This is a genomic window from Geodermatophilus sp. SYSU D00697, from assembly GCF_054050175.1.
In genome coordinates this window covers 22,289-46,722 of the sequence record NZ_JBJGYV010000025.1, presented here as the reverse complement: position 1 = coordinate 46,722, position 24,434 = coordinate 22,289, and the positions used below count along the sequence as shown (strand labels likewise).

The window sequence follows — 24,434 nt, the reverse complement described above, 5'->3', positions numbered from 1 at the left end:
TCCAGCAGGCCGGACACGCCCGTGTCACCCGTCCGGGCGGTGCCGGGCCATCGGCGCTGGCGCGTCCGGACTAGCGGCGGCGTGCCTTGACCCGGTACATGAGCAGGTCGGCGGTCGCGACGAGGTCGTCGGCCCGGGTGCCGGGCACCCCGACGGCGTGGCCGGTGCTGACCGTGACGGTGAGGCAGGAGTCCCCGACGGCCACGGGTTCGCGCATCCGGTCGGCGACCGCGTCGGCCAGCTCCTGCAGCTGCCGCTCGTCGGCGCCCGGGCGGACGACCACCAGCTCGTCGCCGCCGAAGCGGGCGACGACGTCGCAGGGCCCGGCGACCTGCTGCAGCCGTCCGGTGACCTCCCTGAGGAGCTGGTCACCCACCGCGTGACCGTGCACGTCGTTGACGGTCTTGAAGTCGTCGAGGTCGCAGAACAGCAGGCCGCAGCCCACACCGGTGTCGGCGTCGAGGAGGTCGGCCAGCACCTCGAAGAGGACCGCGCGGGTCCGTGCGCCGGTCAGCGTGTCGGTCGTGGCGCGGGTCCAGAGGGCCTCCTCCCGGGAGCGCTCCGCGGTGACGTCGATGCCGACGGTCGCGATGGCGAACGGCGCGCCCGTCCGGTCGCAGAGGACGTTGTTCTGCATGGCGATGCGCCGGCGGGTGCCGTCGCCGGTGAGCCAGTCGCCCTCCTGTGGGTGGGCCCGGCCCTCCTCGAGGGCGGTCGTGACGGCGTGCACGGCCAGCAGCATGTGCTCGGGCACCACGTAGACGTCGCAGAAGTGGCGGCCCAGGAGCTCGGCCTCGGTGGAGCCGGTGAAGCGCTGGAGCGCCGGGTTCGCGTGCAGGAGACGCCCGTCCCGCCCGATGACCGCGACGAGGGCGTCGGTGACGTCGACGACGGCCCGGGCGAGGTCCGCGGCGACGCCGGCACTCCACGCGGTCGCCGTTGCGACGTGTCCGTCCATGACCACGCCCTCCGTCCCGGTCGTGCTGTCCGCGCGACCCCTCCCTCCTGCGTCGACCGGCCGGGCACCGACCTTGGGGGAGCGGGGCCCGGGTGTCACCAGGTCGGGTGATGGTCCTCGATCGGGCACGGCCGCGCCCCTGCGCAGGACGCGTGCCGCGTGCCGTGGTAGGCACCTGACACGGCCGAGATGGGGAGGCGACGTGCAGGCGGTGGTCTACGAGCGCACCGGCGGACCCGAGGTGATGACGGTCCGGGACGTACCCGACCCCGAACCGCGCGACGGTCAGGTGCTGGTCGACGTCGAGGCCGTGGGCGTCAACTTCCGGGACGTCTACGAGCGCGAGGGCCGGCCGCCCTACGGCGGGGTCCTGCCCGCGATCGTCGGCGTCGAGGGGGCAGGCACCGTCGTCGGCACCGGGGACCGGGTCGCCTGGCTCGACGTCGCCGGCAGCTACGCCACCCGGGTGGCCGCCCCCCGCGACAAGCTGGTGCCGGTGCCCGACGGGGTCGCCGCGGACGTCGCCGCCGCCGTGATGCTGCAGGGCTGCACCGCCCAGTACCTGGTCGCCGACTCCTACCCGGTCGCCGAGGGCGACTGGGCGGTCGTGCACAGCGCGGCCGGCGGTGTGGGTCTGCTGCTCACGCAGATGGTGCGCGCCCGCGGCGGTCACGTGCTGGCCACGACCTCGACCGAGGAGAAGGCCGAGCAGGCGCGGGCGGCCGGGGCCGACGACGTCGTCGTCGGGTACGACGGGTTCCCCGAGCGGGTCCGCGAGCTCTCCGGGGGCGAGGGTGCGGCGGTCGTCTACGACGGCGTCGGCCGGACGACGTTCGCCGCGGGGCTGACCGCGCTGCGACCCACGGGGCGGATGGTCCTGTACGGCGCCGCCAGCGGGCAGCCCGAGCCGCTGCAGCTGCAGCAGCTGGCCGCCCACGGGTCGCTGTACGTGCAGCGGCCGACCCTGGCGACCTACACGCGCACCCCGCAGATGCTGCGCGAGCGCGCCGGCGCCGTGCTCGACCTGGTCGCGGCCGGCCGGCTCGACGTCCACGTCGGTGACCGGTACCCGCTGGCCGACGTCCGGCGGGCGCACGAGGACCTCGAGGCGCGGCGGACCACCGGCAAGCTGCTGCTGGTGCCCTGAGGGCAGGGGGCGTCCTCGCGTTGTCGCGGACAGGATCCGACCGGATCCGGTCCTACCGTGCCCGGCATGGACACCGTCGCGCTCCTCCGCCCCCCCGGCCTGGTCGCCAGCCCGTTCTTCAGCCACGTCGCGGTGGTCCCGCCGGGGGCCACGACCGTCTACGTCGGCGGCCAGAACGCGGTCGACGCCGACGGCCGCCTGGTGGGCGGTGACGACGTCGCGGCCCAGACGACGCGGGCCGTCGCCAACGTGCAGACGGCGCTGGCCGCGGCCGGCGCGACCCTCGCCGACGTCGTCAGCTGGTCGGTGCTGATCGTCGAGGGCGCCGACCTGCAGGCCGGCGCCGCGGCGGCGGGCGCGGCCCTCGACCCGGACCGCGACCCGCCGCTGATCACCGTCGCCCGGGTCGCCGGCCTGGCCGTCCCCGGTGCCCTGGTGGAGATCTCCGTGGTCGCGGCGGTGACGTCGTGAGCGGCGACCGGGCACCGGTGGGCCTCACCCGGGACGGCGGCTGGGAGATCGGTGTGTCCCGGACCGTCGACCTGCCCGTCGATCAGGTGTGGGCCTCCCTGACCTCCGCAGAGGGGATCCGCATCTGGCTCGGCCCCGGGGTGGAGCGTCTCGACCAGCGGGGGCAGGCCTACGAGACCGCGGACGGGACGGTGGGACAGGTGCGCAGCGTCCGTCCCGGCGACCGCATCCGGCTGACCTGGCACCCCGAGGGCTGGGACCACGACAGCACCGTCCAGGTCACCGTCACGTCGAACGGCCGGGGCGGGACGGCGGTCCGGTTCCACCAGGAGCGGCTGACCAGCGCACAGGAGCGTGAGGAGCAGCGCGCCCACTGGCGGGCGGTCATGGCCGCGCTGGTCGACGCCCTCGAGCGCCGGGCGTAGGGGTGGGAGTGGCTCCACGGCTGCCCGACCTGCCGGTTCATCCACGGTCCGGTCGCGGCGGACCGTGCTCGAACCTGTGATCGAACGCATGGACGGCGGCGTGGCGACGGAGGTTCGGGCGTCCGTCGCGTCCTGCCGCGAGGCCGCGAGTCCGTCGCCGTCCGAGCCGGCACCCGGTCCGCCGGTGGGCTGTCGGACGGTCCGCTCGGGGTGCTGCGAACGGCGGATCGGGAGATCGCCCGGCTGGTCGCCCTACGGTCCCGTGCGGTCGCCGAGTTCGCCGCGTCCCGGCCCGCGTCGCTCGACCGCTCCCAGGGTGTGCCGGGGCGCGATGAGCCCGGAGCGGTGGGCGGCCCGGCCCGAGGTGCTGCGGCCGGCGAGCGAGTGGGCGACGCCGGAGTTGTCGGTGGCGCTGGCCTACACGCAGCGGTCGGCGCAGGACCTGCTCGAGCGGTCGACGCCCTCACCGGGGTTCTCGTGTCGCTCACCGACCTGCCCGAGATCCGCCGCACCGCCTGCTGCGACGCCAAGGCGTGCCGCCGCGACCCGGTGCGCTGCACCCACGACCTCTCCGGTCGGCCCGGTCTCGGGGCGCCCGGTGCGACCGACGGCTACCGGCCCTCGGCCCCGCTGGACCGGTTCCTGCGCGCACGGGACCGTCGCTGCCGGTTCCCCGGCTGCCGCCGTCCGGTGGCCACCGGCGACTGGACCACCGGATCCGGTGTCCCGACGAGCCCACGGCAGTGGGCAACCTGGCCGGGTCCTGCACCGGCGACCACCGCGGCAAGCACCAGGCTCCCGGCTGGTCCCACGACCTCGACCCCGACGGCACCCTGACCGTCACCACCCCCACCGGACTGACCGCGGTCACCACGCCACCGCCGTTCTGACCGGTCGGCGGGGCGGAGCGGCGCCGTCAGCGGGGCGGCGCCGTCAGCGCACGGCCGCGACGCGGTCGGCGACGAGTGCGGCCACCTGCTCCGGGCGGGAAGCAGCGGGGCTGTGCCCGGAGGGCCACTCCAGGCGGCGCGTGGCGCGCTGCGCCATCGCCCGCTGGCGCTCCGGGTGCACGACCTCGTCCGCCGTGCAGATGACGTACGTCGAGGGCACCGTCCGCCAGGAGATCGCCTCCGGCACGCCGCGGAAGACCATCCGCGAGACCGGGCGGAGCCGGCCGGCGGCCGCCGCGGCCACGTCGTCCGGTGCGTCGCCGTACAGCAGCCGCGGACCCAGCTCGGGGTCCAGGCCCACCTCGTCGCCGGAGACCCGCATCGCCTCGCCGAGCCGGGTGTCGGGCAGACCCTGCCCGGCCCGGGTCCGGCTCACCGACTCACCCTCGTCGAGCTGGAACGCCGCCACGTACACGAGCTCCCGGACGAGCGGGTGCGAACCGGCGCCGGTGATGACGGCACCGCCGTAGGAGTGCCCGACCAGCACCGCCGGGCGCCCGAACCGGTCGAGCGCCTCCCGGGTCACGCGGGTGTCCTCCGCCAGGTCGGTGAGCGGCAGGTCGACAGCGATGCTCTCGACGCCCCGCTGGTCGAGCGCGGCGCGGACGGCGTCCCAGCACCACGCGCCGTGCCAGAGCCCGTGCACCAGCACTGCGCCAGGAGTCGTCGTATCCACCCGCGCAGTCTGGCGGGCGCGCGACGGCGGCGTTGCCCGACGGTCGTCCGGCCGGACGGGCCCGGCGGCCCGTCCGGCCGGACGGCGACGATCAGAACGGCTGGTCGCCGGCGGTGGGTTCGGCGGCACCGGTGAGGTGCTCGGCGAAGGCGGGCAGGTCCAGCTGCCCGTTGCCGGACAGCCCGAGGACCAGGACCCCCTCCTCGCCCGTGGCCGCCCGGCGCCGGGCCTCGGCGACCGTGCCGGCGATGGCGTGGCAGGACTCCGGCGCCGGGACCAGCCCCTCGGTGCGGGCGAACAGCACCCCGGCGTCGAACGCCTCGCGCTGGTCGACCGCCTGCGCGGTGATCAGCCCGAGCTCCACGGCGTGGCTGACCATCGGGGCCATCCCGTGGTAGCGCAGCCCGCCGGCGTGGATCGGGTCCGGGACGAAGTCGCGGCCCAGCGTGTGCATCTTCATCAGCGGGGTCAGCCCGGCGACGTCGCCGTGGTCGTACTCGTACCGCCCCTGCGTGAGGGACGGGCACGCCGATGGCTCGACGGCCACCACCCGGGTGTCGGTGCGGCCGGCCAGCTTCTCGCGCAGGAACGGGAACGACAGCCCGGCCAGGTTCGACCCGCCACCCGCACACCCGAGTACGACGTCGGCCTGCGCCTCGCCGAACACCTCCAGCTGCCGCAGCGCCTCCTCGCCGATGACGGTCTGGTGCAGCAGCACGTGGTTGAGCACGCTGCCCAGCGCGTAGCGCGCCTCGGGGTCGGGCGCCGCGGACTCCACCGCCTCGCTCACCGCCATCCCCAGGCTGCCGGTCGTGCCGGGGAAGCGCTCCAGGAAGCCGCGGCCGGCCTCGGTCAGCTCCGAGGGGCTGGGGTGGACCACGCCGCCGAAGGTCTGCATCAGCATCCGCCGGTAGGGCTTGCTGTCGTAGGAGGCGCGCACCTGCCACACCTCGCACTGCAGGCCGAACAGCGCGCTCGCGAAGGACAGCGCGCTGCCCCACTGGCCGGCGCCGGTCTCGGTGGTCAGCCGCCGCACCCCCTCGGCCGCGTTGTAGTACGCCTGCGCCACCGCGGTGTTGGGCTTGTGGCTGCCGACGGGGCTGACGCCCTCGTACTTGTAGTAGATCCGCGCCGGGGTCCCCAGCGCACGCTCGAGGCGGTGCGCCCGGTACAGCGGCGAGGGACGCCACAGCCGGTACACCTCCCGGATCGGCTCCGGGATGGGCACGAACCGCTCGCCGGACATCTCCTGCTCGATCAGCGCCGCCGGGAACAGCGGGGCCATGTCCTCGGGGGCCAGCGGCTGCCCCGTGCCGGGGTGCAGGTACGGCGGCATCGGCGCCGGGAGGTCGGCGGCCAGGTTGTACCAGTGCGTGGGCAGGTCCGCCTCGGCCAGCACGGCCTTGGTCAGCGGACGGTCCTGATCGCGGACGTCGGTGCTCGTCATGAGGTGCTCTCCTCCACGGGAACGGCCCGCCGGGCCGTCCGGAGAGGAGCTCCTCGGACCATCCGGCGGGGGACGGTCCGAGCGCTGGTCAGCGGTCCGGGGTCGTCCTCGACGACTCGGCCCACCAGCTCGCGCGACGGCTCACGGCCGCCACCGTAGTCCGGGTCGACGGTCCCTCGTCAACCGCCCTCCACCGCGGTCTTCTCATCTGACGAGAGAGTGGTGGGCCGTCGCGGTGAGCATGGTCACGCTGGCTGCGTCAGCCGGTGACGTGCACCGGACGCGAGGTGCCCACCTGACCAGCGAGGAGTGCCATGCAGAGCAGCGGTGCGGAGGTCGGCCTCCGCCTGGAGGTCGTCCGCCGGGAGGCCGTGGCGGACGGCGTGGTGGCGCTCGACCTGCGCGACCCGTCCGGCGCGGATCTGCCGGCGTGGTCGCCGGGTGCGCACGTCGACCTGGAGCTCACGCCGGACCTCGTCCGGCAGTACTCGCTCTGCGGCGACCCGGCCGACCGGTCGGTGTGGCGGATCGGCGTGCTGCGCGAGCCCGAGAGCCGGGGCGGCTCCTCGTACGTCCACGACAAGCTGCACGAGGGCGTCCTCGTCGACGTCCGCGGCCCGCGGAACAACTTCGAGCTGGTCCCGGCGCCGCGGTACCTGTTCATCGCCGGTGGGGTCGGGATCACCCCGCTGGTCCCGATGCTCGCCGCCGCCACCGCGGCAGGCGCGGAGTGGGAGCTGCACTACGGCGGTCGCACCCTCGGCTCGATGGCCTTCCGCGCCGCGCTCAGCGAGGCGCACGGCGCCCGCGTCACCCTCCACCCGCAGGACCAGGTCGGCCTGCTCGACCTCGACCGGCTGCTCGGCGTCCCGCGGCCGGACACGCTGGTCTACTGCTGCGGCCCCGAACCGCTGCTGCAGGCGGTCGAGCAGCGCTGCGCCGGCTGGCCGGAGGGCGCCCTGCACCTGGAGCGCTTCAGCCCCAAGGAACAGGGCGAGCCCCTGCTGCAGGAGACCTTCGAGGTGGAGCTCGCCCAGAGCGGGCTGACCCTCCTGGTGCCGCCGGACCGGTCGGTCCTCGAGGTGGTGGAGGCCGCCGGCGTCCCCGTCCTCTCCTCCTGCCAGGAGGGCACCTGCGGCACCTGCGAGACCCCGGTGCTCGAGGGCGTGGTCGACCACCGCGACAGCCTGCTGACCCCCGCCGAGCAGGCGGCCAACGACACGATGTTCATCTGCGTGTCCCGGGCCGCCTGCCCCCGTCTCGTCCTCGACCTCTGAGCACTCGACCTCTGAGCACTCGACCTCCGAGCACTCGACCTCCGAGCACTCGACCTCCGAGCACCTGGAGCCTCCCGATGTCCGTCGACAGCCTGCCCACCACCGACGTCCCCGTCCTCGACGACGACCCGTTCGGCACCGACGTGCTGACCGACCCCTACGAGTTCCACCGCCGGCTGCGCGACGCCGGGCCGGTGGTGTTCCTGTCCCGGTACGGCATCTACGCGATGGGCCGGTTCGAGGAGGTCTCGGCCTCGCTGCGGGACTGGGAGACCTTCGTGTCCAGCCGGGGCGCGGGGCTGGCCGACTTCGCCAAGGAGGAGCCGTGGCGGCCGCCGAGCCTGCTGCTGGAGGCCGACCCGCCGGACCACACCGTCGTCCGGACGGCGATGAACGGCGTCATCTCCCCGCGTAGCGTGCGGGCGCTGCGCGAGCGGTTCGCCGCCCCCGCGACGGAGATCGCCGAGCGGCTGGTCGAGCAGGGCACCTTCGACGCGGTGACCGACCTGGCCGAGGTCTACCCGCTGCGGGTGTTCCCCGACGCCGTCGGCCTGCCCGAGGAGGGCCGGGAGAACCTGCTCCCGTACGGCGGGCTGGCGTTCAACGCCTTCGGCCCCGACAACGAGCTGCGCCGCAACGCCCTGGCCACCGCGGCTCCCGTGCAGGCCTGGATCTGGGAGCAGTGCCAGCGGGAGAACCTCGCCCCCGGCGGCTTCGGTGAGCAGATCTGGGCGGCCGCCGACCGCGGTGACATCACCGCCGAGCAGGCGCCGATGCTGGTCCGCTCGCTGCTCACCGCCGGCCTGGACACCACCGTCTACGGCATCGCCAACACCGTCTACGCGCTGTCGCGCTACCCGGAGCAGTGGGCGCAGCTGCACGCGCAGCCGGCCAAGGCCAAGTTCGCCTTCGACGAGGCGCTGCGCTGGGAGTCCCCGGTGCAGACCTTCTTCCGCACCACCTCCCGGGACGTCGAGGTCGCCGGCGCGCACATCCCCGAGGGGACCAAGGTGCTGCTGTTCCTCGGGTCGGCCAACCGCGACCCGCGGCACTGGGGTGAGGACGCGGAGACCCTCGACGTCAACCGCCGCGCCGCCGGCCACGTGGCCTTCGGCATGGGCATCCACCAGTGCGTCGGCCAGCCGGTCGCCCGCCTGGAGACCGAGCTGGTGCTGACCGCGCTGGCGCAGCGGGCCCGCACCCTGGAGCCGGCCGGGGAGCCCACGCCGAAGCTGAACAACACCCTCAAGGGCTGGGCGAGCGTGCCGGTCCGCGTCACCCCCGCCTGACCTCCGCGGCGGCCGGCCTCACCCGGCGAGGACGGCCTCGACCCGGCCGGCCGCCGCGAGGAGGGCGCCGTCCTCGCCGGGCAGGGCCTCCAGCGAGACGCCGATCGGTAGGCCGGTGGCCGTCGCGCCGGCCGGCAGGGAGATCGACGGCATCCCGGCGGTCGACCCCGGCCCGGTGTTGCGGATCGTCGTGAGGAAGACCGGCACCTGCCGGCCGCCCAGCTCCGTGGTGTCGTCGTCCCCGATCGGCGGCGCGGGCAGCGGCACCGTGGGGTAGACGAGGGCGTCGAGCCGCGCGCCGTCCTCCGGGCGCAGCGCGGCGGTGTAGGCCGCCCGCAGCCGGTCGCGGACGGCGAGGGTGGACCGGTAGGCCTCCTCGGTGACCGAACCGCCGGCGGCGAGCTCCAGGGCGGCGCGGACGTCGGGGGAGGCCACCTGGGCCATGACGTCGGCGAGGGTCAGCCGGCGTTCCGGCCCGGGCAGCGTCGCCAGGTAGGCCGGCAGCTCGCGGGCGATCTCGAAGAAGACGATCGGGAACCCGCACTCGGCGTCCAGCTCGTGCGCGTCGGCCACGCAGACCTCGACCAGCTCGAACCCGGCGTCGGCGAGCCGGTCCAGCGCCCGCTGCGCGACGGCGCCGACCTCGGGGTGCAGGTCGTCGTAGAAGCCGATCCGTGGGACGCCGAGCCGCAGCGACCGGTCCTCCCCGGGAGCGGTGGACCGCCCGGTCACCAGCTCGTCGACGACGGCTGCGTCGGCGACGCTCGTCGCCAGGACGCCCGCGGTGTCCCGGGTGCTGGAGATCGGCACCGTGCGTCCGGTGCCCCAGCGCCCGACCGTCGGCCGGAACCCGACCAGACCGCAGTGCGCCGCCGGCACCCGCACCGACCCGCCGGTGTCGGTGCCCAGGGCGATCGGCACCACGCCGGTGGCGACGGCGACCGCCGAGCCGCCCGAGGAGCCCCCGGCCGAGCGGCTCGGGTCGTGGGGGTTGCGCACCGGGCCGAAGGCGGCGTTGTTGCTCGTGATGCCCAGCGCCAGCTCGTGCAGGTTGGTCTTGCCGATGACCGCGGCCCCCGCCGCCCGCAGGCGCTCGACGGCCTGCTGGTCGCGGCCGGGCCGGGACTCCCGCAGCGCCGGGGTGCCGCCGCTGGTGGGCAGGTCGTGGGTGTCCAGGTTGTCCTTCACCGCCAGCGGGACGCCGGCGAGCGGTCCGGACCGGCCCACCGCGTCGTCGGCGAGGGTGGTGAACGCGCCCAGGTCGGCCACCTGCCGGGCACGCGCCACGCTGTCGGCGACCACCTCCCGGGCGGAGGAGCCCGCGATGCGCTGGCGGACGTCGTCGAGGCCCGTGGTCTGCACCGTCGTCATGTCGTCGCCTTCCCCGAACGTGGATGACCGCCACGGGCCGCCCCCGTGGTCGGTGTGCGACTCCGCGTAGCGACTGTCCGGGGGCGTCTGCCTAGGCGACACCCGTGGTGCCGCGCGCCTCCGCCACCACCGCTTTCCGGAGTGACGCAATGTGGCATGGGCCGAGCCGTGGTGCCCGAGCAGGTGCTGTGGGCCGTTCCGTCGAGGGCGGCCGACGAGTGGCTGGCGCTGACCCGCGCGCTGGAACGAGCCGGCACCGTGGCCTGCCAGACCGGCGACCCGTCCCCCTGGTGGCCCGAGCGGGGGAGAGGGGCACGCCAGCACGAGACCGCGCTGGCCGCCTGCCGGCGGTGCCCCGCCGTCGCGCCCTGCCTGGCGTACGCCCTCGCGGCGGACGAGCGCTTCGGGATCTGGGGCGGCAGCCTGCCCGAGGAGCGGAGGGCGCTCCGCTGGGCGCAGGCCTGACCCCGCGCCCGGTCGCCGGCGCCCGGGACGGCGGTCAGGGCCGGCGGCCCAGGTCGCCGGTCTCGTCGGGGTGCTCGTGGAGGTACTGCTCGTGTGCCTCGGCGACCCGCAGGTTGGCGCCCCGGGTCTCCCCGGCGACGGTCACCGCGGCGAAGGAGATGACGCAGAGCACCATGATGTAGATGCCGATCGACCCCGACCAGCCGGTCGACTGGATGAGGACCTCGGCGATCATCGGGGCGAAGGCGCCGCCCAGGATCGCGCCGAGGGCGTAGCCGATCGAGACCCCGGAGTAGCGGACCGCGACGGGGAACATCTCCGCGTACATCGCCGACATCGGCCCGTAGGACAGGCCCAGCCCGACGGTCAGCAGGAACAGCGCGATCCCGTACAGCCAGATGTTGCCGGTGTCGATGAGCAGGAACAGCGGGATCATCCAGACGAACACGAGCGCGTAGCCGATCTGGAAGGTGCGCATCCGCCCGATCCGGTCGGAGAGGGCGCCGCCGTACATGGTGAACACCAGCCAGCCGAAGGACGCCAGCGTGGTCGCGAGCAGCACCGACTCCCGCGGCATCCCCAGGGCACCGCTGGCGTAGGCGATGAAGAAGGCGATCAGCAGGTAGCCCGCGGCGTTGTTCGCGACGAAGATCAGCGCGGCGAGCGCGACCTCCTTGGTGTTGCTCCGGAAGAGGTCGCGCAGCGGCGCGGAGGACTCCTTCCTCCGCAGCCGCATCTCCCGGAAGACCGGGCTCTCCTCGACGGCGCGGCGGATGAGGTAGCCGATGACGATCAGCACCACCGAGAACAGGAACGGGATCCGCCAGCCCCAGCTCTCGAACTGCGCTGGCGTGAGCACCGTGCTGAGCAACCACAGCACGCCGGTCGCCAGGATCATGCCGACCGGCACGCCGATCTGCGGGTAGGCCCCGAAGAGGCCGCGGCGGTGGACCGGCGCGTGCTCGACCGACATGAGCGCCGCGCCGCCCCACTCACCGCCGGCGGAGAAGCCCTGCAGGATGCGGAGCAGGATCAGCAGGGCCGGGGCGGCCAGCCCGATCTGCGCGTAGGTCGGCAGCAGGCCGATGAGTGCGGTCGCCGCGCCCATCAGCACGAGGGTGAAGACCAGCATCCTCTTGCGGCCCAGGCGGTCGCCGAGCCGACCCGCGACGATCGCGCCCAGCGGGCGGAACAGGAAGCTGATCCCGATGGTGGCCAGCGAGATGATCGTGGCCAGCCCCGGTGAGTCCTCGCTGACCGGCGCGAGGAAGAGCGGGGCGAGCACCAGGCCGGCGGCCTGGGCGTAGATGAAGAAGTCGTACCACTCGATGGTGGTGCCGGCGAGCGTGGCGGCGAGGACCTTGCGTTCCTCGGTCGTCATCCGCTCGCGCGTGGATCCCGCCGTGCCCGCCGCAGCTGACATCGCGCCGCCCCCTGGAGCTCGATACTGACCGAGTGGTCAGTTATTTCGCCGAACTCTAGCGGCGGTGTGGCCCAGCGCACAACGATGCATTGCCGAACTAACGGCTCTCCGCGGGCGTCCGCTGCTGCGCGGCCCGGGCGCGTGCGCGCGCCTGATCGCCGATGCGGTCCTCCAGGGTCTCCTCGCTGAGGACCGCCTGGACCGTCGTCCCGCGCCCGAGCTCGCGGCCGTCGGCGGCGACGGCGGTGCACTCGCAGGTCAGCCGGTTGCCGCGGACCTCGACGCAGCGGGCGGTGACCCGGAGCGCGTCGCCCACCCAGCTGGGCCCGAGGTGCTCGACCGACACCGAGCGGCCGATGCCGGCCTCGCCCGGCTCGAGGTGGCGCAGCAGCAGCTTGCGGCCGGCCTCCTCGAAGTGCTTGGCCATCGTGTAGGTCGCGTACACCGGGTGGACCGGGCCCAGCTCGTCGAAGCGGACGGTCATCTCCGGGGTGACCACGACGTCGAGCTCGGCCGCCGCGCCGACGGGGACCGGGATCACGCGGGCACCCAGCGGGCGGGCCGCTTCTCGCGGAAGGCGGCGATCCCCTCCTGGCCCTCCTCGCCGGCGAAGAAGCGGGCCGACAGGGCCAGCAGGTCGGGGAACCGATCGGCCAGCGGGCCGGTCCGCGCCGCGCGCAGCAGCCGCTTGGTCTCCGCCAGGGCCAGGGGCGCGCCCTTGCCGAGGGCCGCCACCTGCTCGGCCACGCAGGCGTCCACCTCGTCGTCCGGGACGACGAGGTCCACCAGGCCGCCGGCCAGTGCCGTGGACGCGTCGAACACCTCGCCGGTCAGCATCAGCCGGTGGACGGCGTTGGGCACCATCCGCGGCAGGCAGACCGCCGAGATGACCGCCGGCACGACGCCGATGCGGACCTCGGTGAAGGCGAAGGTCGCCGACGTCCCGGCGACCACCACGTCGCAGGCCGCGAGCAGGCCGACGCCACCGGCCCGGGCGGGGCCGCGGACGGTGGCCACCACGGGCTTCGGGAAGTCCCAGATCGTCTCGAGCAGGGCCGGGAACTCGTTGACCCCCTGGTCCTCTGCCGCGCCGCCGGCGGCCTCGGCGAGGTCCATGCCGGAGCAGAACACCCGGCCGGTGTGGTCGAGCACGACGACCCGGACCGCGTCGTCGGCCAGCGCGTCGGCCAGTGCCGACCGCAGCTGGGCGCGCATCGCCCCCGACAGCGCGTTGCGGTTGGCCGGTGAGTCGAGGGTCAGCGTGGCCACGCCACTGCCGACGTCGACCCGCAGCACCCGATCGGTGCTCATGCGTCGAAGTCCACGGTGACGGTCTCCGAGAGCGGCACCGTCTGGCAGGTGAGCACGTACCCCGCCTCGACCTCCTGGGGCTCGAGGGCGTAGTTGCGCCGCATCTCCACCTCGCCCTCGGTGACCCGTGCCCGGCAGGTGCCGCACACCCCGCCCTTGCAGGCGAAGGGGAGGTCGCCGCGCACCCGCTGGGCCGAGTCGAGGACGGGCACGTCGCGGGGGAGGGCGAGTGTGGTGGTCCGCCCGTCGAGGACGACGGTCACCTCGCTGCTCGGCCCGGTGACGGTCTCCTCGTCGCCGCGGACCGGCTCCGGGGGGACGTCGTCGACGTAGAACAGCTCCTGGTGGACCTTCTCGGCCGGGACGCCGAGCTCGGCCAGGACCTCGCGGGCGTCGCCGACCATCCCGTGCGGGCCGCACAGCCACCAGTGGTCGACGTGCTCGGCGTCCACCAGGTTGTCGATGAGCGTCCGCAGCCGCGCGCCGTCGAGCCGGCCGCTGGTCAGCTCGGCGTCCCGCGGCTCGCGGGAGAGGACGTGCACCAGCTGCAGCCGGGTGCCGTAGCGGTCCTTCAGGTCGGCGAGCTCGTCGGCGAACATGACCGTGTTGGTGCGCCGGTTGCCGTAGAAGACGGTGACGGTCGACTTCCCGTCGCGCAGCACGCTGGAGGCGAGGGAGAGGGCCGGGGTGATGCCCGAGCCGGCGACGACGAAGACGTGGTCGGCGGGCACCGACAGGTCGGCGGTGAAGGTGCCCGACGGCGGCAGCACCTCGATCCGGTCACCCGGGCGCACCGAGTGCACCAGGTAGGAGGAGAAGAACCCGCCGGGCACCTCCCGGACGCCCACGCGCGGTGCGGCACCCACGGGCGCGCAGATGGAGTACGAGCGGCGCTCGTCGCGGTCGCCGTCCACCCTGCGCAGGGTCAGGGCCTGGCCCGGCTTGAAGGCGTAGTCCTCGGCCAGCTCCGGGGGGACGTCGAAGGTCACCGCGACCGCGTCGTCGGTGAGCTGCTCGACGCGGGCCACCGTGAGCGGGTGGAACTGCGGCCGACGCCGCGCGGGGGCCTCGGTGGTGGTCACTCAGATCTCCTTGACGTGCTCGAACGGCTCCCGGCAGCTGCGGCAACGGCGCAGGGCCTTGCAGGCGGTCGCGCTGAACTCGCTCAGTTCCTCGGTGTCCGGGGAGCCGCACACCGGGCAGGCGGCGGTGCGGCGGGTCGGCCCGAGCTGCAGCGGCACCGGGCCCGCGGAGCGGACCGGGGCCCTCCCGGGCGGCGCGATGCCGCCGGCGGCCAGCTTGCGGCGGCCCTCGTCGCTGATCCAGTCGGTGCTCCAGGCGGGGGAGAGCACGGTGCGGACGTCGACGTCGGGGAAGCCGGCCCGGTGCAGGGCGTGCAGCAGGTCGGCGCGCATCGTGCCCATCGCGGGGCAGCCGGAGTAGGTGGGGGTGATCTCGACGACGACGGTGCCGTCCTCGACCCGGACGTCGCGGAGGACGCCGAGGTCGGCGAGGGTCAGCATCGGCAGCTCGGGGTCGGTCACCGTCTCGGCGACCGTCCGGGGATCGGTGGTGACCGTCACGGCGGTCACCACGTGGCGGCCGGGTGCTGGCGGGCCAGGCCCTGCAGGGTGGCGAGCAGCTCGGGGAGCTCCGCGGTGTGCCGGCCGGTGCGGCCCCGGGGCGGCGCGTCGGTCGGCCAGGCCGGCACCCGCAGCGTCGCCCGGTCGAGCACCTGCGTGAGCACGGAGACGACCTCCTCGCGGACGTCGGCCGGGTCGACCGCGACGCCGGCCGCGGTGAGCCGGGCCTCGACGTCCGTGGCGGTGAAGAGGTCGTCCAGCAGCGGCCAGACGGCGTCGGCGCCGGCCTGGGCGCGGCGGTGCGACTCCTCGGTGCCGTCGCCCAGGCGCAGCACCCAGCGGGCGGCGTGGTCACGGTGGTAGGCCAGCTCGTTGACGCCCTTGGCCGCGATGGCCGCGACCACCGGGTCCCGCGACCCCCGCAGCCGGTCGAAGACCGCGAGCCGGACGGTGCCGGCCGCGAGGAGCCGGACCATCGTCTGCGCGAAGTCGCCGTTCGGCGCCTCGACCAGGTCGGTGTTGCGGAACTCGTCGGGGTCGCGGAAGTAGGCCAGGGCGTCCTCGTCGGGGATGGTCTCGGTGGCCTTCTCGCGCGAGCGGCCGAGCACGCCCACCGACCCGGCGCGGGCCAGCAGCAGCCGGGCCTGGCCGAGCAGGTCGAGGGCGACGTTGGCGATCGCGACCTCCTCCTCGAGCTCCGGCGCCGCGGTGATCCACTGGGTCAGCCGCTGGGCCAGCACGAGGGCGTCGTCGCCGAGCATCAGGCAGTACTCGCCCAGGTCGGCCGGGTCGATGCCCTCGGGCACGGTGGTGTCCACGCCGGCCAGCGGCTCGTCGAAGCCGGTGCCGAACGCCCAGTGCCCCTCGCCGCCGTGGGCGTGGTCGAGCGCGTCGTAGACGGTCTCTTCGTGCGCCATGTCTCTCCTACCGGAGTGCGAGGAGCGAGGACTGCTCGCCTCTCGCACTCCGCTACATGTGGGGGACGTCCTCGGGGATCTCGTAGAACGTCGGGTGGCGGTAGACCTTGTCGCCGCTCGGGGCGAACATCGGGTCCTTCTCGTCGGGGCTCGACGCGGTGATGTCGGCGGCCTTGACCACCCAGATGCTCACGCCCTCGTTGCGCCGGGTGTACAGGTCGCGCGCCGCGTGCACGGCCATCTCGTCGTCCGGCGCGTGCAGCGACCCGACGTGCACGTGGTTGATGCCGCGCTTGCCGCGCACGAAGACCTCGTAGAGCGGCCAGTCCCGCCGGCTGGTCGCCGGCCGGGTCTCGACCGGCACCTCGGGCCCGGTGGGGACGGCGCCGTGCCCGCCCTCGGCCGTCACGGTGCCCGTCGGCTCGACTCCGCCCTCGTTGCGCTCCTCGGTCGCCGGCGCTCCCTGCGATGCTCGATCGGGCGTCGTCCTCGCGTCGCTCATGCCCGCGCTCCCGCGTGCTTGGCGGCGTACGCGGTGGCGGCCTCGGTGACCCAGGCGTTGTCGTCGCGGGCGGCCCGGCGGCGGGCGATGCGCTCGGCGTTGCGCGGGCCGTCGCCGCTGATGACGCGCTTGAACTCGGCCCAGTCGATCGGGCCGAACCGGTAGTGGCCGCTCTCCTCGTCCCAGGCGAGCTCGGGGTCGGGCAGCGTGACGCCGAGGAACTCCGCCTGCGGCACCGACATGTCCACGTAGCGCTGGCGGAGCTCGTCGTTGCTGTGCCGCTTGATGCCCCACGCCATCGACTGCGCCGAGTTGGGGCTGTCGTCGTCCGGCGGGCCGAACATCATCAGCGACGGCCACCACCAGCGGTCGACGGCGTCCTGCACCATCGCCCGCTGCTCGGGCGTGCCGCGCATCATCGTCATCAGCAGCTCGTAGCCCTGCCGCTGGTGGAAGGACTCCTCCTTGCAGATGCGGATCATCGCCCGGGCGTAGGGCCCGTACGAGGAGCGGCACAGCGGCACCTGGTTGCAGATCGCCGCCCCGTCGACGAACCAGCCGATGACGCCGACGTCGGCGTAGGTCAGCGTCGGGTAGTTGAAGATCGAGCTGTACTTCTGCCGGCCCTCGATGAGCTTGTCGGTGAGGTCGGCCCGGTCGGCACCGAGGGTCTCCGCCGCGGAGTACAGGTACATGCCGTGGCCGGCCTCGTCCTGCACCTTGGCCAGCAGGATCGCCTTGCGCCGCAGGCTCGGGGCGGCGAGCAGCCAGTCGCCCTCCGGCTGCATCCCGATGATCTCCGAGTGCGCGTGCTGGGCGATCTGCCGGATCAGGGTCTTGCGGTACCCCTCGGGCATCCAGTCGCGCGGCTCGATCCGGTGCTCGGCGGCGATCGTGGCGTCGAAGTGCGCCTGCAGTGCGGCGTCGTCGGCCGCGGGCCGTTCCAGGGTGGGCGCGGACATCTCATCCCCTCGGGTGCGACGTCGATCGTCAATTACTGACCGGTCGGTCGGTAATGAGTCTGCCCGACCGCGACCCACGGCACAAGCCCGCGCCCGGACTTCTTCGCGGGCCTTGACAGGCGGGGGTCGGAGGAGTTCATTACCTGACCATCTGGTCGGTATTTGGGTGAGACCTGCCCGCCGACCGTCCGGCGAGGACGCTGCGACCACGGAGGCATCGGCCATGACGGCTGCGACCAGCGAGACCACCCGGCGCCTGGGGGAGGCACCCGACCCGGCGATCCTCGACCCGGCGGAGCGGCTGTCCGTCGACGAGCTCCGGGCCCAGCAGCTCGAGCGGCTGCAGTGGACGCTGCGCCACGCGTACGAGAACGTGCCGCACTACCGGGCCGCCTTCGACGCTGCCGGCGTGCATCCCGACGACTGCCGGGAGCTCGCCGACCTGGCGCGGTTCCCCACCACCAGCAAGGCCGACCTGCGCGACAACTACCCGTTCGGGATGTTCGCCGTCCCCCAGGAGCAGGTGCGCCGCGTGCACGCCTCCTCCGGCACCACCGGCCGCCCGACCGTGGTCGGCTACACCGAGCGGGACATCGACACCTGGGCCACGGTGATGGCCCGCTCGATCCGCGCGGCCGGCGGACGGCCGGGCGACAAGCTGCACAACGCCTACGGCTACGGCCTGTTCACCGGTGGGCTGGGCGCCCACTACGGCGCAGAGAAGCTCGGCTGCACGGTCATCCCGGTGTCGGGCGGGATGACGCCGCGACAGGTCCAGCTGATCAGCGACTTCGAGCCGCGGGTCATCATGGTGACGCCGTCGTACATGCTCACCGTCATCGACGAGTTCGAGAAGCAGGGCCTGGACCCGGCGGCCAGCTCGCTGGAGATCGGCATCTTCGGCGCCGAGCCGTGGACCGAGCAGATGCGCCGCGAGATGGAGGAGCGGCTCGACATCCACGCCGTCGACATCTACGGCCTGTCGGAGGTCATGGGCCCCGGCGTCGCGCAGGAGTGCGTGGAGACCAAGGACGGCCTGCACATCTGGGAGGACCACTTCTACCCGGAGGTCATCGACCCGCTCACCGGCGAGGTGCTGCCCGAGGGCGAGCAGGGTGAGCTGGTCTTCACCTCGCTCACCAAGGAGGCCATGCCGGTCATCCGCTACCGCACCCGCGACCTCACCCGCCTGTTGCCGGGGACGGCGCGGCCCGGGATGCGGCGGATGGAGAAGGTCACCGGCCGCACCGACGACATGATCATCCTGCGCGGGGTGAACCTCTTCCCGACCCAGATCGAGGAGATCGTGCTGCGCACGCCGGGCCTCTCGCCGCACTTCGCGCTGGAGCTGACCACGCGCGGCCGGATGGACCACCTCACCTGCCGGATCGAGGCCCGCCCCGACTGCCCGGCCGAGCGCCGTCCCGAGGCCGCCGCCGAGGTCGCCAAGGGCGTCAAGGACACCGTCGGCTGCAGCATCGAGGTGCTGGTCGTGGACCCGGAGACCTTGGCGCGGTCGGTGGGGAAGCTCAAGCGGCTGTACGACCTCCGGGAGCGTGCGTGACCTCCACCGCCGATCCCGCCCGCGTCCGGCGCGGGCGACCCGGTCACTCGCTGGACTCCCTGCTCGACGTCGCTGTCGCGGTGTTCAACGAGCGCGGCTACGACGCCACCAGCATGGACGAGCTCGCCACCCGGCTGGGCATCACCAAGTCGGCGATCTACCACCACGTGTCCAGCAAGGTCGAGCTGCTGCGGATGGCGCTCGACCGCGCCCTCGACGCGCTGTTCGCCGTCACCGAGGAGCCGGCCGCCACCAGCGGGCCGGCCATCGACCGGCTCGAGCACGTCGTCCGCGGGTCGGTCCGGGTGCTCACCGCGGAGCTGCCGTTCGTCACCCTCCTGCTCCGGGTGCGCGGCAACTCCCCGGTCGAGCAGGAGGCGCTCGAGCGTCGTCGCCGGTTCGACCGGATCGTCACCGACCTGGTCCGCGCCGCGGAGGAGGAGGGCGACGTCCGCCCGGACGTCGACCCGGCCGTCACCAGCCGCCTGCTCTTCGGCGCCGTGAACTCCCTGACCGAGTGGTACCGCCCCGACCGCGGCCTGGACGCGACGGCCGTGGCCGACGCGCTCGTCGCCATCACCTTCCAGGGCCTGCGCGCCCGGCCGTCCTGACCACCCCGGAGACCTGCCATGACCGCACCCCTGCTCGAGAGCTACGTGGCCGGCCGGTGGTACGCCGCCCCGGACGACGGGACGCCGATCGCCGACGCGGTCACCGGCGAGACCGTCGTCCGCGTCAGCAGCACCGGCCTCGACGTGCCCGCCATGCTCGACCACGCCCGCTCGGTCGGCGGGCCGGCGCTGCGGGAGCTGACCTTCCACCAGCGGGCTGCGCTGCTCAAGCAGCTGGGCCTGCGGCTCATGGCCGACAGGGACGCGTTCTACGCGCTGTCCCGCCGCACCGGCGCCACCGACCGGGACAGCGCGGTCGACGTCGACGGCGGGTTCGGCACGCTGCTGTCGTACGCGTCGAAGGGCCGCCGCGAGCTGCCCGACGACACCGTCGTCCTCGACGGCCCCGTCGAGCCGCTGGGCCGGGGCGGCACCTTCGCCGGCCAGCACCTCTACACCCCGATGCGAGGCGTGGCGGTGCAGGTCAACGCCTTCAACTTCCCGGTGTGGGGCTTCCTCGAGAAGCTGGCGCCGGCCTTCCTCGCCGGCGTCCCGACCGTCGTCAAGCCGGCCAGCCAGACCGCCTACCTCACCGAGGCGGTGGTCCGGAGGATCGTCGAGTCGGGCCTGCTGCCCGAGGGGTCGGTCCAGCTGCTCGCCGGCAGTGCGGCCGGGCTCCTCGACGGCCTGGCCGGGCAGGACCTGGTGTTCTTCACCGGCTCGGCCGCGACCGCGCGCAAGCTGCGCAGCTCCCCGGCGGTGGTCGCCAACTCCGTGCGCTTCAACGCCGAGGCCGACTCCCTCAACTGCTCGGTGCTCGGCCCCGATGCCGGCCCCGGCACCCCCGAGTTCGAGCTGTTCGTCGGGCAGCTGGTCACCGAGATGACGGTGAAGGCCGGCCAGAAGTGCACGGCGATCCGCCGGGCCTTCGTGCCGCGCCCGTTGGTGGACGACGTCGTCGAGGCGACCCGGGAGCGGCTGGCGGGGGTCGTGGTCGGTGCGCCCGGCGCCGAGGGGGTGCAGATGGGCGCCCTGGCCAGCCTCGACCAGCGCGAGGAGGTGCTGCGCTCGCTCAAGGCGCTGCGCGGCGTGGCCGAGCTGGTCGCCGGCGACCCGGAGCGCTTCGAGGTCGTCGGGGCCGACCGCGACCGCGGCGCGTTCCTGCCGCCGATGCTGCTGCGCTGCGACGACCTGGCCGCCGCCGAGCCGCACGACGTCGAGGCGTTCGGCCCGGTCAGCACCGTGCTGCCCTACGACGGCGTGGCACAGGCGGTGGAGCTGGCCGCCCGCGGGCAGGGCAGCCTGGTCGGCTCGGTGGTGACCCACGACGAGCAGTTCGCGCGGGAGTTCGTGCTGGGCGCCGCGCACGCGCACGGCCGGATCCTGGTGCTCGACCGGGACGACGCGGGGGAGAACACCGGCCACGGCTCCCCGCTGCCCGTGCTGGTCCACGGCGGTCCCGGCCGCGCCGGTGGCGGCGAGGAGCTCGGCGGCATCCGCGGCGTGCTGCACCACATGCAGCGCACCGCCGTCCAGGCCTCGCCCGACATGCTCACCGCGGTCGGCGGCCGCTGGGTGACCGGGTCGCGGCGGAACGACGACGGCGTGCACCCGTTCCGCAAGTCGCTGGCGCAGCTGCGGATCGGTGACTCGGTGACCGCCGGCCCGCGGGCGGTGACGCTCGAGGACATCGAGCACTTCGCCGAGTTCACCGGTGACACCTTCTACGCGCACATGGACGAGGCGGCCGCGGCGGCCAACCCGCTGTTCGGCGGCCGGGTCGCCCACGGCTACCTGGTCGTCTCCTGGGCGGCGGGCCTGTTCGTCGACCCCGCGCCGGGTCCGGTGCTCGCCAACTACGGCGTGGACGACCTGCGGTTCCTCACCCCGGTCAAGCCGGGGGAGGAGCTGACGGTCACGCTCACCTGCAAGCAGATCACCCCCCGCGGCGGCGCCGACCACGGCGAGGTCCGCTGGGACGCCGTCGTCGTCGACAGCGCGGGCAAGCCCGTGGCGACCTACGACGTCCTGACGATGGTCGCCAAGACCTGGCCGCCGGCCGCCTGAGCCGCAGCGGAGGGTGGGGGCGAGGTCTCCTCGCCTCCACCCTCCGCTAAGCGGTCCAGCGGATCGGCAGGCGCTTGACGCCGCGCTGGAAGTTCGACCGCAGCAGCGCCGGCGGCCCGTCGGGCTCCAGCGTGCCGGTGCGGCGGAGCAGCTCGGCGAACAGCGCCCGCATCTGCACGCGGGCCAGCTGGGCGCCGAGGCAGAAGTGCGGCCCGTGCCCGAAGGTCAGGTGCGGGTTGGGTCGGCGCCGGACGTCGAACGCGTCGGGGTCGGCGAAGACGGCGTCGTCCCGGTTCGCGGAGGTGAACGAGACGACGACCTTGTCCCCGGCGCGGATGCGCACCCCGGCGAGGTCGACGTCGGAGGTCGCGGTGCGGCGGAAGACCATCACCGGCGTCCACCAGCGCAGCATCTCCTCGACCGCCCCGGGCAGCAGCGACGGGTCGGCGCGCAGCGCGGCCAGCGCCGCGGGGTGCTGCAGCAGTGCGATGAGCCCGCCGGGCAGGCCGTTGCGCAGCGTCTCGTTCCCGGCGACGGCGAACAGCCAGAACATGTTCTCGAACTCGGCGTCGCTGACCTGACCGCCGTCCTCGTCGACCTGGGCCAGCAGGATCGACATGACGTCGGACCCGGGGGAGCGGCGCTTCTCCTCGGCCAGCAGCCGGGCGTACTCGTAGAGGTCGGGCATGCCGGCGCGGGTGCGGGGGTCGGGCATCCGCCCGTCCGGGCCCGGCACCGGTCGCAGCGCGACCGCCGCCCGGGCCATCGCCGTCCCGCCGGTGCCGTCGAAGGCCGACGAGGTGGCGTAGTCGGGGTCCTGCCAGCCGATCACCCGGTTGGACCAGTCGAACATCAGCCAGCGGTCCTCGGCGGGCACACCGAGCACGTCGGCGAGCGTGAGCAGCGGGAGGTCCGCGGCGACGTCCTTGGCGAAGTCGCACCGGCCCTCGGCCGCGCCGCCCACCATCCGGTCGACCAGCTGCGCCGCGGTCGCCTCGATCGAGGCGGTCAGCGCGGCGACGGCCCGCGGGGTGAACGACCGGGTGAGCAGCCGCCGCAGCCGGGAGTGGTCCGGCGGGTCCATGTTCAGCATCATCCGGCGCACCCAGGCGAGGTCGGCGGCGTCGCGGACCTGGGTGGCGCCCAGCCAGGAGGAGAAGGTGGCCGGGTCCTTGAGCACCCCCTCGACGTCGGCATGCCGCAGCACCAGCCAGAAGCCGGGGCCGGCCGGCTGGCCGTGCAGCGCGGGCTCCTCGACCCAGGTCACCGGGGTCTCGGACCGCAGCCGGCGCAGCAAGTCGAAGGGCGGCCCGTCCTGGTAGGTCGCCGGGTCGACGAGGAGGGCGGTGTCCAGCGCCGCTGAGGCCATGTCGGCTCCTGGGTGAGGGGTGAGGGGTGAGGGGTGAGGGGTGAGGGGTGAGGGGTGAGGAGTCAGGGGTCCGGGTCAGGGGTGCGGGTCAGGAGTACGTGTGGAAGCCCTTGCCGGTCTTGCGGCCGAGCTGGCCGGCGGCCACCTTGTCGCGGAGCAGCTGCGGTGGGGCGAACCGCTCGCCCAGGGTCCGGTGCAGGTACTCGGCGATCGCCAGCCGGACGTCGAGGCCGACCAGGTCGGTCGACCGCAGCGGGCCCATCGGGTGGCGGTAGCCCAGCTCCATCGCGGTGTCGATGGCCTCGGCGTCGGCGACACCCTCCTCGAGCATCCGGATGGCCTCCAGGCCCAGCAGGACGCCGAGCCGGGAGGAGGCGAAGCCCGGGGAGTCCTGGACCACCACGTCGGTCTTGCCCAGGGCGCGCACCCAGCCGCTCGCCGTCCCGACCAGGTCCGGGTCGGTCTCCCGGGCGACCACGACCTCCACCAGCCTCGACGCCGGCACGGGGTTGAAGAAGTGCAGGCCCAGGAAGCGGGCCGGGCGCTCCAGCGCGGCGGCGAGCTCGGTCACCGACAGGGAGCTGGTGTTGGTGGCCAGGACGGCGTCGGGCCCGACGGCGGCCTCGGCGGCCCGCAGCACCTCGGCCTTGAGGTCGGCCCGCTCGGGGACGGCCTCCACCACGAGGCCGGTGGCCGCGTCGAGCTCGGCGGCGGAGTCCAGCACGGTCAGCCGGCCGAGGACGGCCCCGACGTCGCCGTCGAGCTTGCCCCGCCGGGCGGCCTCGGCCAGGCCGTCGGCGACGCGTCCCCGGGCGGCCTCCGCGGCCTCCTCGCCGGCCTCCACCACGGCGACCTGCGCGCCGGCGGTGAGGAAGGCCTGGGCGATCCCGGCGCCCATGCGGCCACCGCCGATGACGCCCACCCGGGTGGGAACGGTGGTCATGTGTCCTCCTCGTCGGCGACGGCTCGCCGAGTTCCCGACCGTTCGTTCAGTTATTGCTCCGGGAAGTCTGGCGCACCGCCGAGGTCCCGGGCAACCCCCGGCGGCCGGGGCGTCAGCCGGCGCGGAGCCGGGCCAGGTGCTCGTCGAGCATCCGCAGCTGGGTGTCGGCGGAGGTGGGCGCCGTGGGCAGCAGGGCGAGGACCTGCAGGCCCATGGCCATGGCGAGCAGCTGCTCGGCGAGGACGTCGTCCGCGGTGGTCACCGTGACGTCGCCGTCCTCCCGGCCCTGGGCGAGCAGGGCGCACAGGTCGCGGCGCCAGGTCTGCATGGCGGCGTCGCTGATGCCGGCGAGGCGCTCGTCGGTGACCGTGCGGCTCCAGAACGGCAGCACGATCCGGGCCTCGAGCAGGGTGACCTCCGTGGTCGGCAGCACCTCGACCAGGAAGGCGCGCAGCGCCGCCACGCCACGCTCCCCCGTGACCGCCGCCCGGATCCGGTCGTTGGTGCGGTCGAAGACGTAGCCGTAGGCGGCCTCGATCAGCTCGTTCTTGTTCGCGAAGTAGTACGCCAGCGCGCCGTTGGCGTACCCCGCGGCGCGGGCGATCTCCCGCATGGTCGCGGCCTCGGCCCCCCGCGTGGCCATCAGCCGCCAGGTCACCTCGAGGATCTCGCGGCGCTTGGCCTCGTGGTCCACCAGCTTCGGCAC

24 protein-coding genes and 1 pseudogene are annotated in these 24,434 nt (G+C 74.3%); 10 read left to right on the top strand and 15 right to left on the bottom strand.

Annotated features, from left to right (window positions below):
- Window positions 1-70: 70 nt before the first annotated feature.
- Window positions 71-958: a diguanylate cyclase domain-containing protein gene (locus tag ACI79C_RS19075; protein ID WP_456947259.1), complete on the bottom strand. Its 888-nt coding sequence runs from the start codon at window positions 956-958 to the stop codon at window positions 71-73.
- Window positions 959-1,160: 202 nt separating this feature from the next.
- Here ACI79C_RS19075 and ACI79C_RS19070 point away from each other — a divergent pair, with 202 nt between their 5' ends.
- From ACI79C_RS19070 to ACI79C_RS19055, 4 genes are all read left to right on the top strand, one after another.
- Window positions 1,161-2,105: a quinone oxidoreductase family protein gene (locus ACI79C_RS19070; RefSeq protein ID WP_456947258.1), complete on the top strand. Its 945-nt coding sequence runs from the start codon at window positions 1,161-1,163 to the stop codon at window positions 2,103-2,105.
- 66 nt (window positions 2,106-2,171) lie between these two features.
- A complete protein-coding gene (locus ACI79C_RS19065; protein ID WP_456947257.1) occupies window positions 2,172-2,576 on the top strand; it encodes a RidA family protein in 405 nt (134 codons plus the stop codon).
- Window positions 2,573-3,001: an SRPBCC family protein gene (locus ACI79C_RS19060; RefSeq protein WP_456947256.1), complete on the top strand. Its 429-nt coding sequence runs from the start codon at window positions 2,573-2,575 to the stop codon at window positions 2,999-3,001. Before ACI79C_RS19065 ends, ACI79C_RS19060 begins: the two co-directional genes overlap by 4 nt.
- Before the next feature lie 743 nt (window positions 3,002-3,744).
- Window positions 3,745-3,891, top strand: a complete 147-nt coding sequence (locus ACI79C_RS19055) for a hypothetical protein (protein WP_456947255.1) — start codon at window positions 3,745-3,747, stop codon at window positions 3,889-3,891.
- Between the two features lie 43 nt (window positions 3,892-3,934).
- Here the strand turns inward: ACI79C_RS19055 and ACI79C_RS19050 are convergent, their stop codons facing one another.
- Together ACI79C_RS19050 and ACI79C_RS19045 are read right to left on the bottom strand one after the other, a co-directional pair.
- Window positions 3,935-4,627, bottom strand: coding sequence for an alpha/beta fold hydrolase (locus tag ACI79C_RS19050; protein ID WP_456947254.1), 693 nt, complete (start codon window positions 4,625-4,627; stop codon window positions 3,935-3,937).
- A gap of 91 nt (window positions 4,628-4,718) precedes the next feature.
- The gene (locus tag ACI79C_RS19045; protein ID WP_456947253.1) at window positions 4,719-6,074 is read right to left on the bottom strand and encodes a TrpB-like pyridoxal phosphate-dependent enzyme; all 1,356 of its coding nucleotides are present in this window, start codon (window positions 6,072-6,074) and stop codon (window positions 4,719-4,721) included.
- A gap of 371 nt (window positions 6,075-6,445) precedes the next feature.
- Between ACI79C_RS19045 and ACI79C_RS19040 the strand changes: the two are divergent.
- Window positions 6,446-7,351: pseudogene (locus ACI79C_RS19040) on the top strand (PDR/VanB family oxidoreductase); the annotation flags it as partial.
- Window positions 7,352-7,428: 77 nt separating this feature from the next.
- The gene (locus tag ACI79C_RS19035; RefSeq protein ID WP_456947252.1) at window positions 7,429-8,640 is read left to right on the top strand and encodes a cytochrome P450; all 1,212 of its coding nucleotides are present in this window, start codon (window positions 7,429-7,431) and stop codon (window positions 8,638-8,640) included.
- A gap of 18 nt (window positions 8,641-8,658) precedes the next feature.
- Here the strand turns inward: ACI79C_RS19035 and ACI79C_RS19030 are convergent, their stop codons facing one another.
- The gene (locus ACI79C_RS19030) at window positions 8,659-10,011 is read right to left on the bottom strand and encodes an amidase family protein (protein WP_456947251.1); all 1,353 of its coding nucleotides are present in this window, start codon (window positions 10,009-10,011) and stop codon (window positions 8,659-8,661) included.
- 156 nt (window positions 10,012-10,167) lie between these two features.
- On the opposite strand from ACI79C_RS19030, the gene ACI79C_RS19025 reads away from it, so the two are divergent.
- On the top strand, window positions 10,168-10,476 hold the full coding sequence (locus tag ACI79C_RS19025; RefSeq protein ID WP_456947250.1) for a WhiB family transcriptional regulator: 309 nt from the start codon (window positions 10,168-10,170) through the stop codon (window positions 10,474-10,476).
- Between the two features lie 34 nt (window positions 10,477-10,510).
- On the opposite strand, the gene ACI79C_RS19020 is transcribed toward ACI79C_RS19025, so the two are convergent.
- The 8 genes from ACI79C_RS19020 to paaA all read right to left on the bottom strand — a co-directional run bounded on the left by ACI79C_RS19020 (window position 10,511) and on the right by paaA (window position 17,174).
- Window positions 10,511-11,857: an MFS transporter gene (locus tag ACI79C_RS19020; RefSeq protein ID WP_456947249.1), complete on the bottom strand. Its 1,347-nt coding sequence runs from the start codon at window positions 11,855-11,857 to the stop codon at window positions 10,511-10,513.
- A 139-nt stretch (window positions 11,858-11,996) separates the two neighbouring features.
- Complete coding sequence (locus tag ACI79C_RS19015; RefSeq protein ID WP_456947248.1) at window positions 11,997-12,440, bottom strand: thioesterase family protein; 444 nt, start codon at window positions 12,438-12,440, stop codon at window positions 11,997-11,999.
- Window positions 12,437-13,210: an enoyl-CoA hydratase-related protein gene (locus ACI79C_RS19010; RefSeq protein WP_456947247.1), complete on the bottom strand. Its 774-nt coding sequence runs from the start codon at window positions 13,208-13,210 to the stop codon at window positions 12,437-12,439. The genes ACI79C_RS19015 and ACI79C_RS19010 overlap by 4 nt, the downstream gene beginning before the upstream one ends.
- Window positions 13,207-14,292 carry a 1,2-phenylacetyl-CoA epoxidase subunit PaaE gene (gene paaE, locus ACI79C_RS19005; protein WP_456947246.1) on the bottom strand — a complete coding sequence of 362 codons (1,086 nt, stop codon included), beginning with the start codon at window positions 14,290-14,292 and terminating at the stop codon, window positions 13,207-13,209. The genes ACI79C_RS19010 and paaE overlap by 4 nt, the downstream gene beginning before the upstream one ends.
- A complete protein-coding gene (gene paaD / locus ACI79C_RS19000) occupies window positions 14,293-14,793 on the bottom strand; it encodes a 1,2-phenylacetyl-CoA epoxidase subunit PaaD (RefSeq protein WP_456947245.1) in 501 nt (166 codons plus the stop codon). It lies immediately after the preceding gene.
- A gap of 5 nt (window positions 14,794-14,798) precedes the next feature.
- Complete coding sequence (paaC, locus tag ACI79C_RS18995) at window positions 14,799-15,710, bottom strand: 1,2-phenylacetyl-CoA epoxidase subunit PaaC (RefSeq protein WP_456947244.1); 912 nt, start codon at window positions 15,708-15,710, stop codon at window positions 14,799-14,801.
- Between the two features lie 52 nt (window positions 15,711-15,762).
- Complete coding sequence (gene paaB / locus ACI79C_RS18990; protein WP_456947243.1) at window positions 15,763-16,212, bottom strand: 1,2-phenylacetyl-CoA epoxidase subunit PaaB; 450 nt, start codon at window positions 16,210-16,212, stop codon at window positions 15,763-15,765.
- On the bottom strand, window positions 16,209-17,174 hold the full coding sequence (gene paaA / locus ACI79C_RS18985; protein ID WP_456947242.1) for a 1,2-phenylacetyl-CoA epoxidase subunit PaaA: 966 nt from the start codon (window positions 17,172-17,174) through the stop codon (window positions 16,209-16,211). The genes paaB and paaA overlap by 4 nt, the downstream gene beginning before the upstream one ends.
- 223 nt (window positions 17,175-17,397) lie before the next feature.
- Between paaA and paaK the strand changes: the two genes are divergently transcribed.
- From paaK to paaZ, 3 genes are read left to right on the top strand one after another with little or no spacing between them, the layout of a single operon-like run.
- The gene (paaK, locus tag ACI79C_RS18980) at window positions 17,398-18,738 is read left to right on the top strand and encodes a phenylacetate--CoA ligase PaaK (protein WP_456947241.1); all 1,341 of its coding nucleotides are present in this window, start codon (window positions 17,398-17,400) and stop codon (window positions 18,736-18,738) included.
- Window positions 18,735-19,349 carry a TetR/AcrR family transcriptional regulator gene (locus ACI79C_RS18975; protein WP_456947240.1) on the top strand — a complete coding sequence of 205 codons (615 nt, stop codon included), beginning with the start codon at window positions 18,735-18,737 and terminating at the stop codon, window positions 19,347-19,349. Before paaK ends, ACI79C_RS18975 begins: the two co-directional genes overlap by 4 nt.
- Window positions 19,350-19,367: 18 nt before the next feature.
- The gene (gene paaZ, locus ACI79C_RS18970) at window positions 19,368-21,416 is read left to right on the top strand and encodes a phenylacetic acid degradation bifunctional protein PaaZ (RefSeq protein WP_456947239.1); all 2,049 of its coding nucleotides are present in this window, start codon (window positions 19,368-19,370) and stop codon (window positions 21,414-21,416) included.
- A gap of 46 nt (window positions 21,417-21,462) precedes the next feature.
- Here the strand turns inward: paaZ and ACI79C_RS18965 are convergent, their stop codons facing one another.
- The 3 genes from ACI79C_RS18965 to ACI79C_RS18955 all read right to left on the bottom strand — a co-directional run bounded on the left by ACI79C_RS18965 (window position 21,463) and on the right by ACI79C_RS18955 (window position 24,434).
- Entirely contained in the window at window positions 21,463-22,785 is a 1,323-nt protein-coding gene (locus ACI79C_RS18965) for a cytochrome P450 (protein WP_456947238.1), read from the bottom strand.
- 88 nt (window positions 22,786-22,873) lie between these two features.
- A complete protein-coding gene (locus ACI79C_RS18960; RefSeq protein ID WP_456947237.1) occupies window positions 22,874-23,728 on the bottom strand; it encodes a 3-hydroxyacyl-CoA dehydrogenase family protein in 855 nt (284 codons plus the stop codon).
- Window positions 23,729-23,840: 112 nt separating this feature from the next.
- Entirely contained in the window at window positions 23,841-24,434 is a 594-nt protein-coding gene (locus tag ACI79C_RS18955) for a TetR/AcrR family transcriptional regulator (RefSeq protein WP_456947236.1), read from the bottom strand.

Bases quoted from the DNA above. Each gene is read 5' to 3' on its own strand.
- paaA (WP_456947242.1), bottom strand. From the start codon at position 17,174: ATGTCCGCGCCCACCCTGGAACGGCCCGCGGCCGACGACGCCGCACTG.
- ACI79C_RS19025 (WP_456947250.1), top strand. From the start codon at position 10,168: ATGGGCCGAGCCGTGGTGCCCGAGCAGGTGCTGTGGGCCGTTCCGTCG.
- ACI79C_RS19020 (WP_456947249.1), bottom strand. From the start codon at position 11,857: ATGACGACCGAGGAACGCAAGGTCCTCGCCGCCACGCTCGCCGGCACC.
- ACI79C_RS19035 (WP_456947252.1), top strand. From the start codon at position 7,429: ATGTCCGTCGACAGCCTGCCCACCACCGACGTCCCCGTCCTCGACGAC.
- ACI79C_RS19065 (WP_456947257.1), top strand. From the start codon at position 2,172: ATGGACACCGTCGCGCTCCTCCGCCCCCCCGGCCTGGTCGCCAGCCCG.
- paaC (WP_456947244.1), bottom strand. From the start codon at position 15,710: ATGGCGCACGAAGAGACCGTCTACGACGCGCTCGACCACGCCCACGGC.
- paaZ (WP_456947239.1), top strand. From the start codon at position 19,368: ATGACCGCACCCCTGCTCGAGAGCTACGTGGCCGGCCGGTGGTACGCC.
- ACI79C_RS19045 (WP_456947253.1), bottom strand. From the start codon at position 6,074: ATGACGAGCACCGACGTCCGCGATCAGGACCGTCCGCTGACCAAGGCC.
- ACI79C_RS18965 (WP_456947238.1), bottom strand. From the start codon at position 22,785: ATGGCCTCAGCGGCGCTGGACACCGCCCTCCTCGTCGACCCGGCGACC.
- paaK (WP_456947241.1), top strand. From the start codon at position 17,398: ATGACGGCTGCGACCAGCGAGACCACCCGGCGCCTGGGGGAGGCACCC.
- ACI79C_RS19075 (WP_456947259.1), bottom strand. From the start codon at position 958: ATGGACGGACACGTCGCAACGGCGACCGCGTGGAGTGCCGGCGTCGCC.
- ACI79C_RS19010 (WP_456947247.1), bottom strand. From the start codon at position 13,210: ATGAGCACCGATCGGGTGCTGCGGGTCGACGTCGGCAGTGGCGTGGCC.
- ACI79C_RS18960 (WP_456947237.1), bottom strand. From the start codon at position 23,728: ATGACCACCGTTCCCACCCGGGTGGGCGTCATCGGCGGTGGCCGCATG.
- paaB (WP_456947243.1), bottom strand. From the start codon at position 16,212: ATGAGCGACGCGAGGACGACGCCCGATCGAGCATCGCAGGGAGCGCCG.
- ACI79C_RS19030 (WP_456947251.1), bottom strand. From the start codon at position 10,011: ATGACGACGGTGCAGACCACGGGCCTCGACGACGTCCGCCAGCGCATC.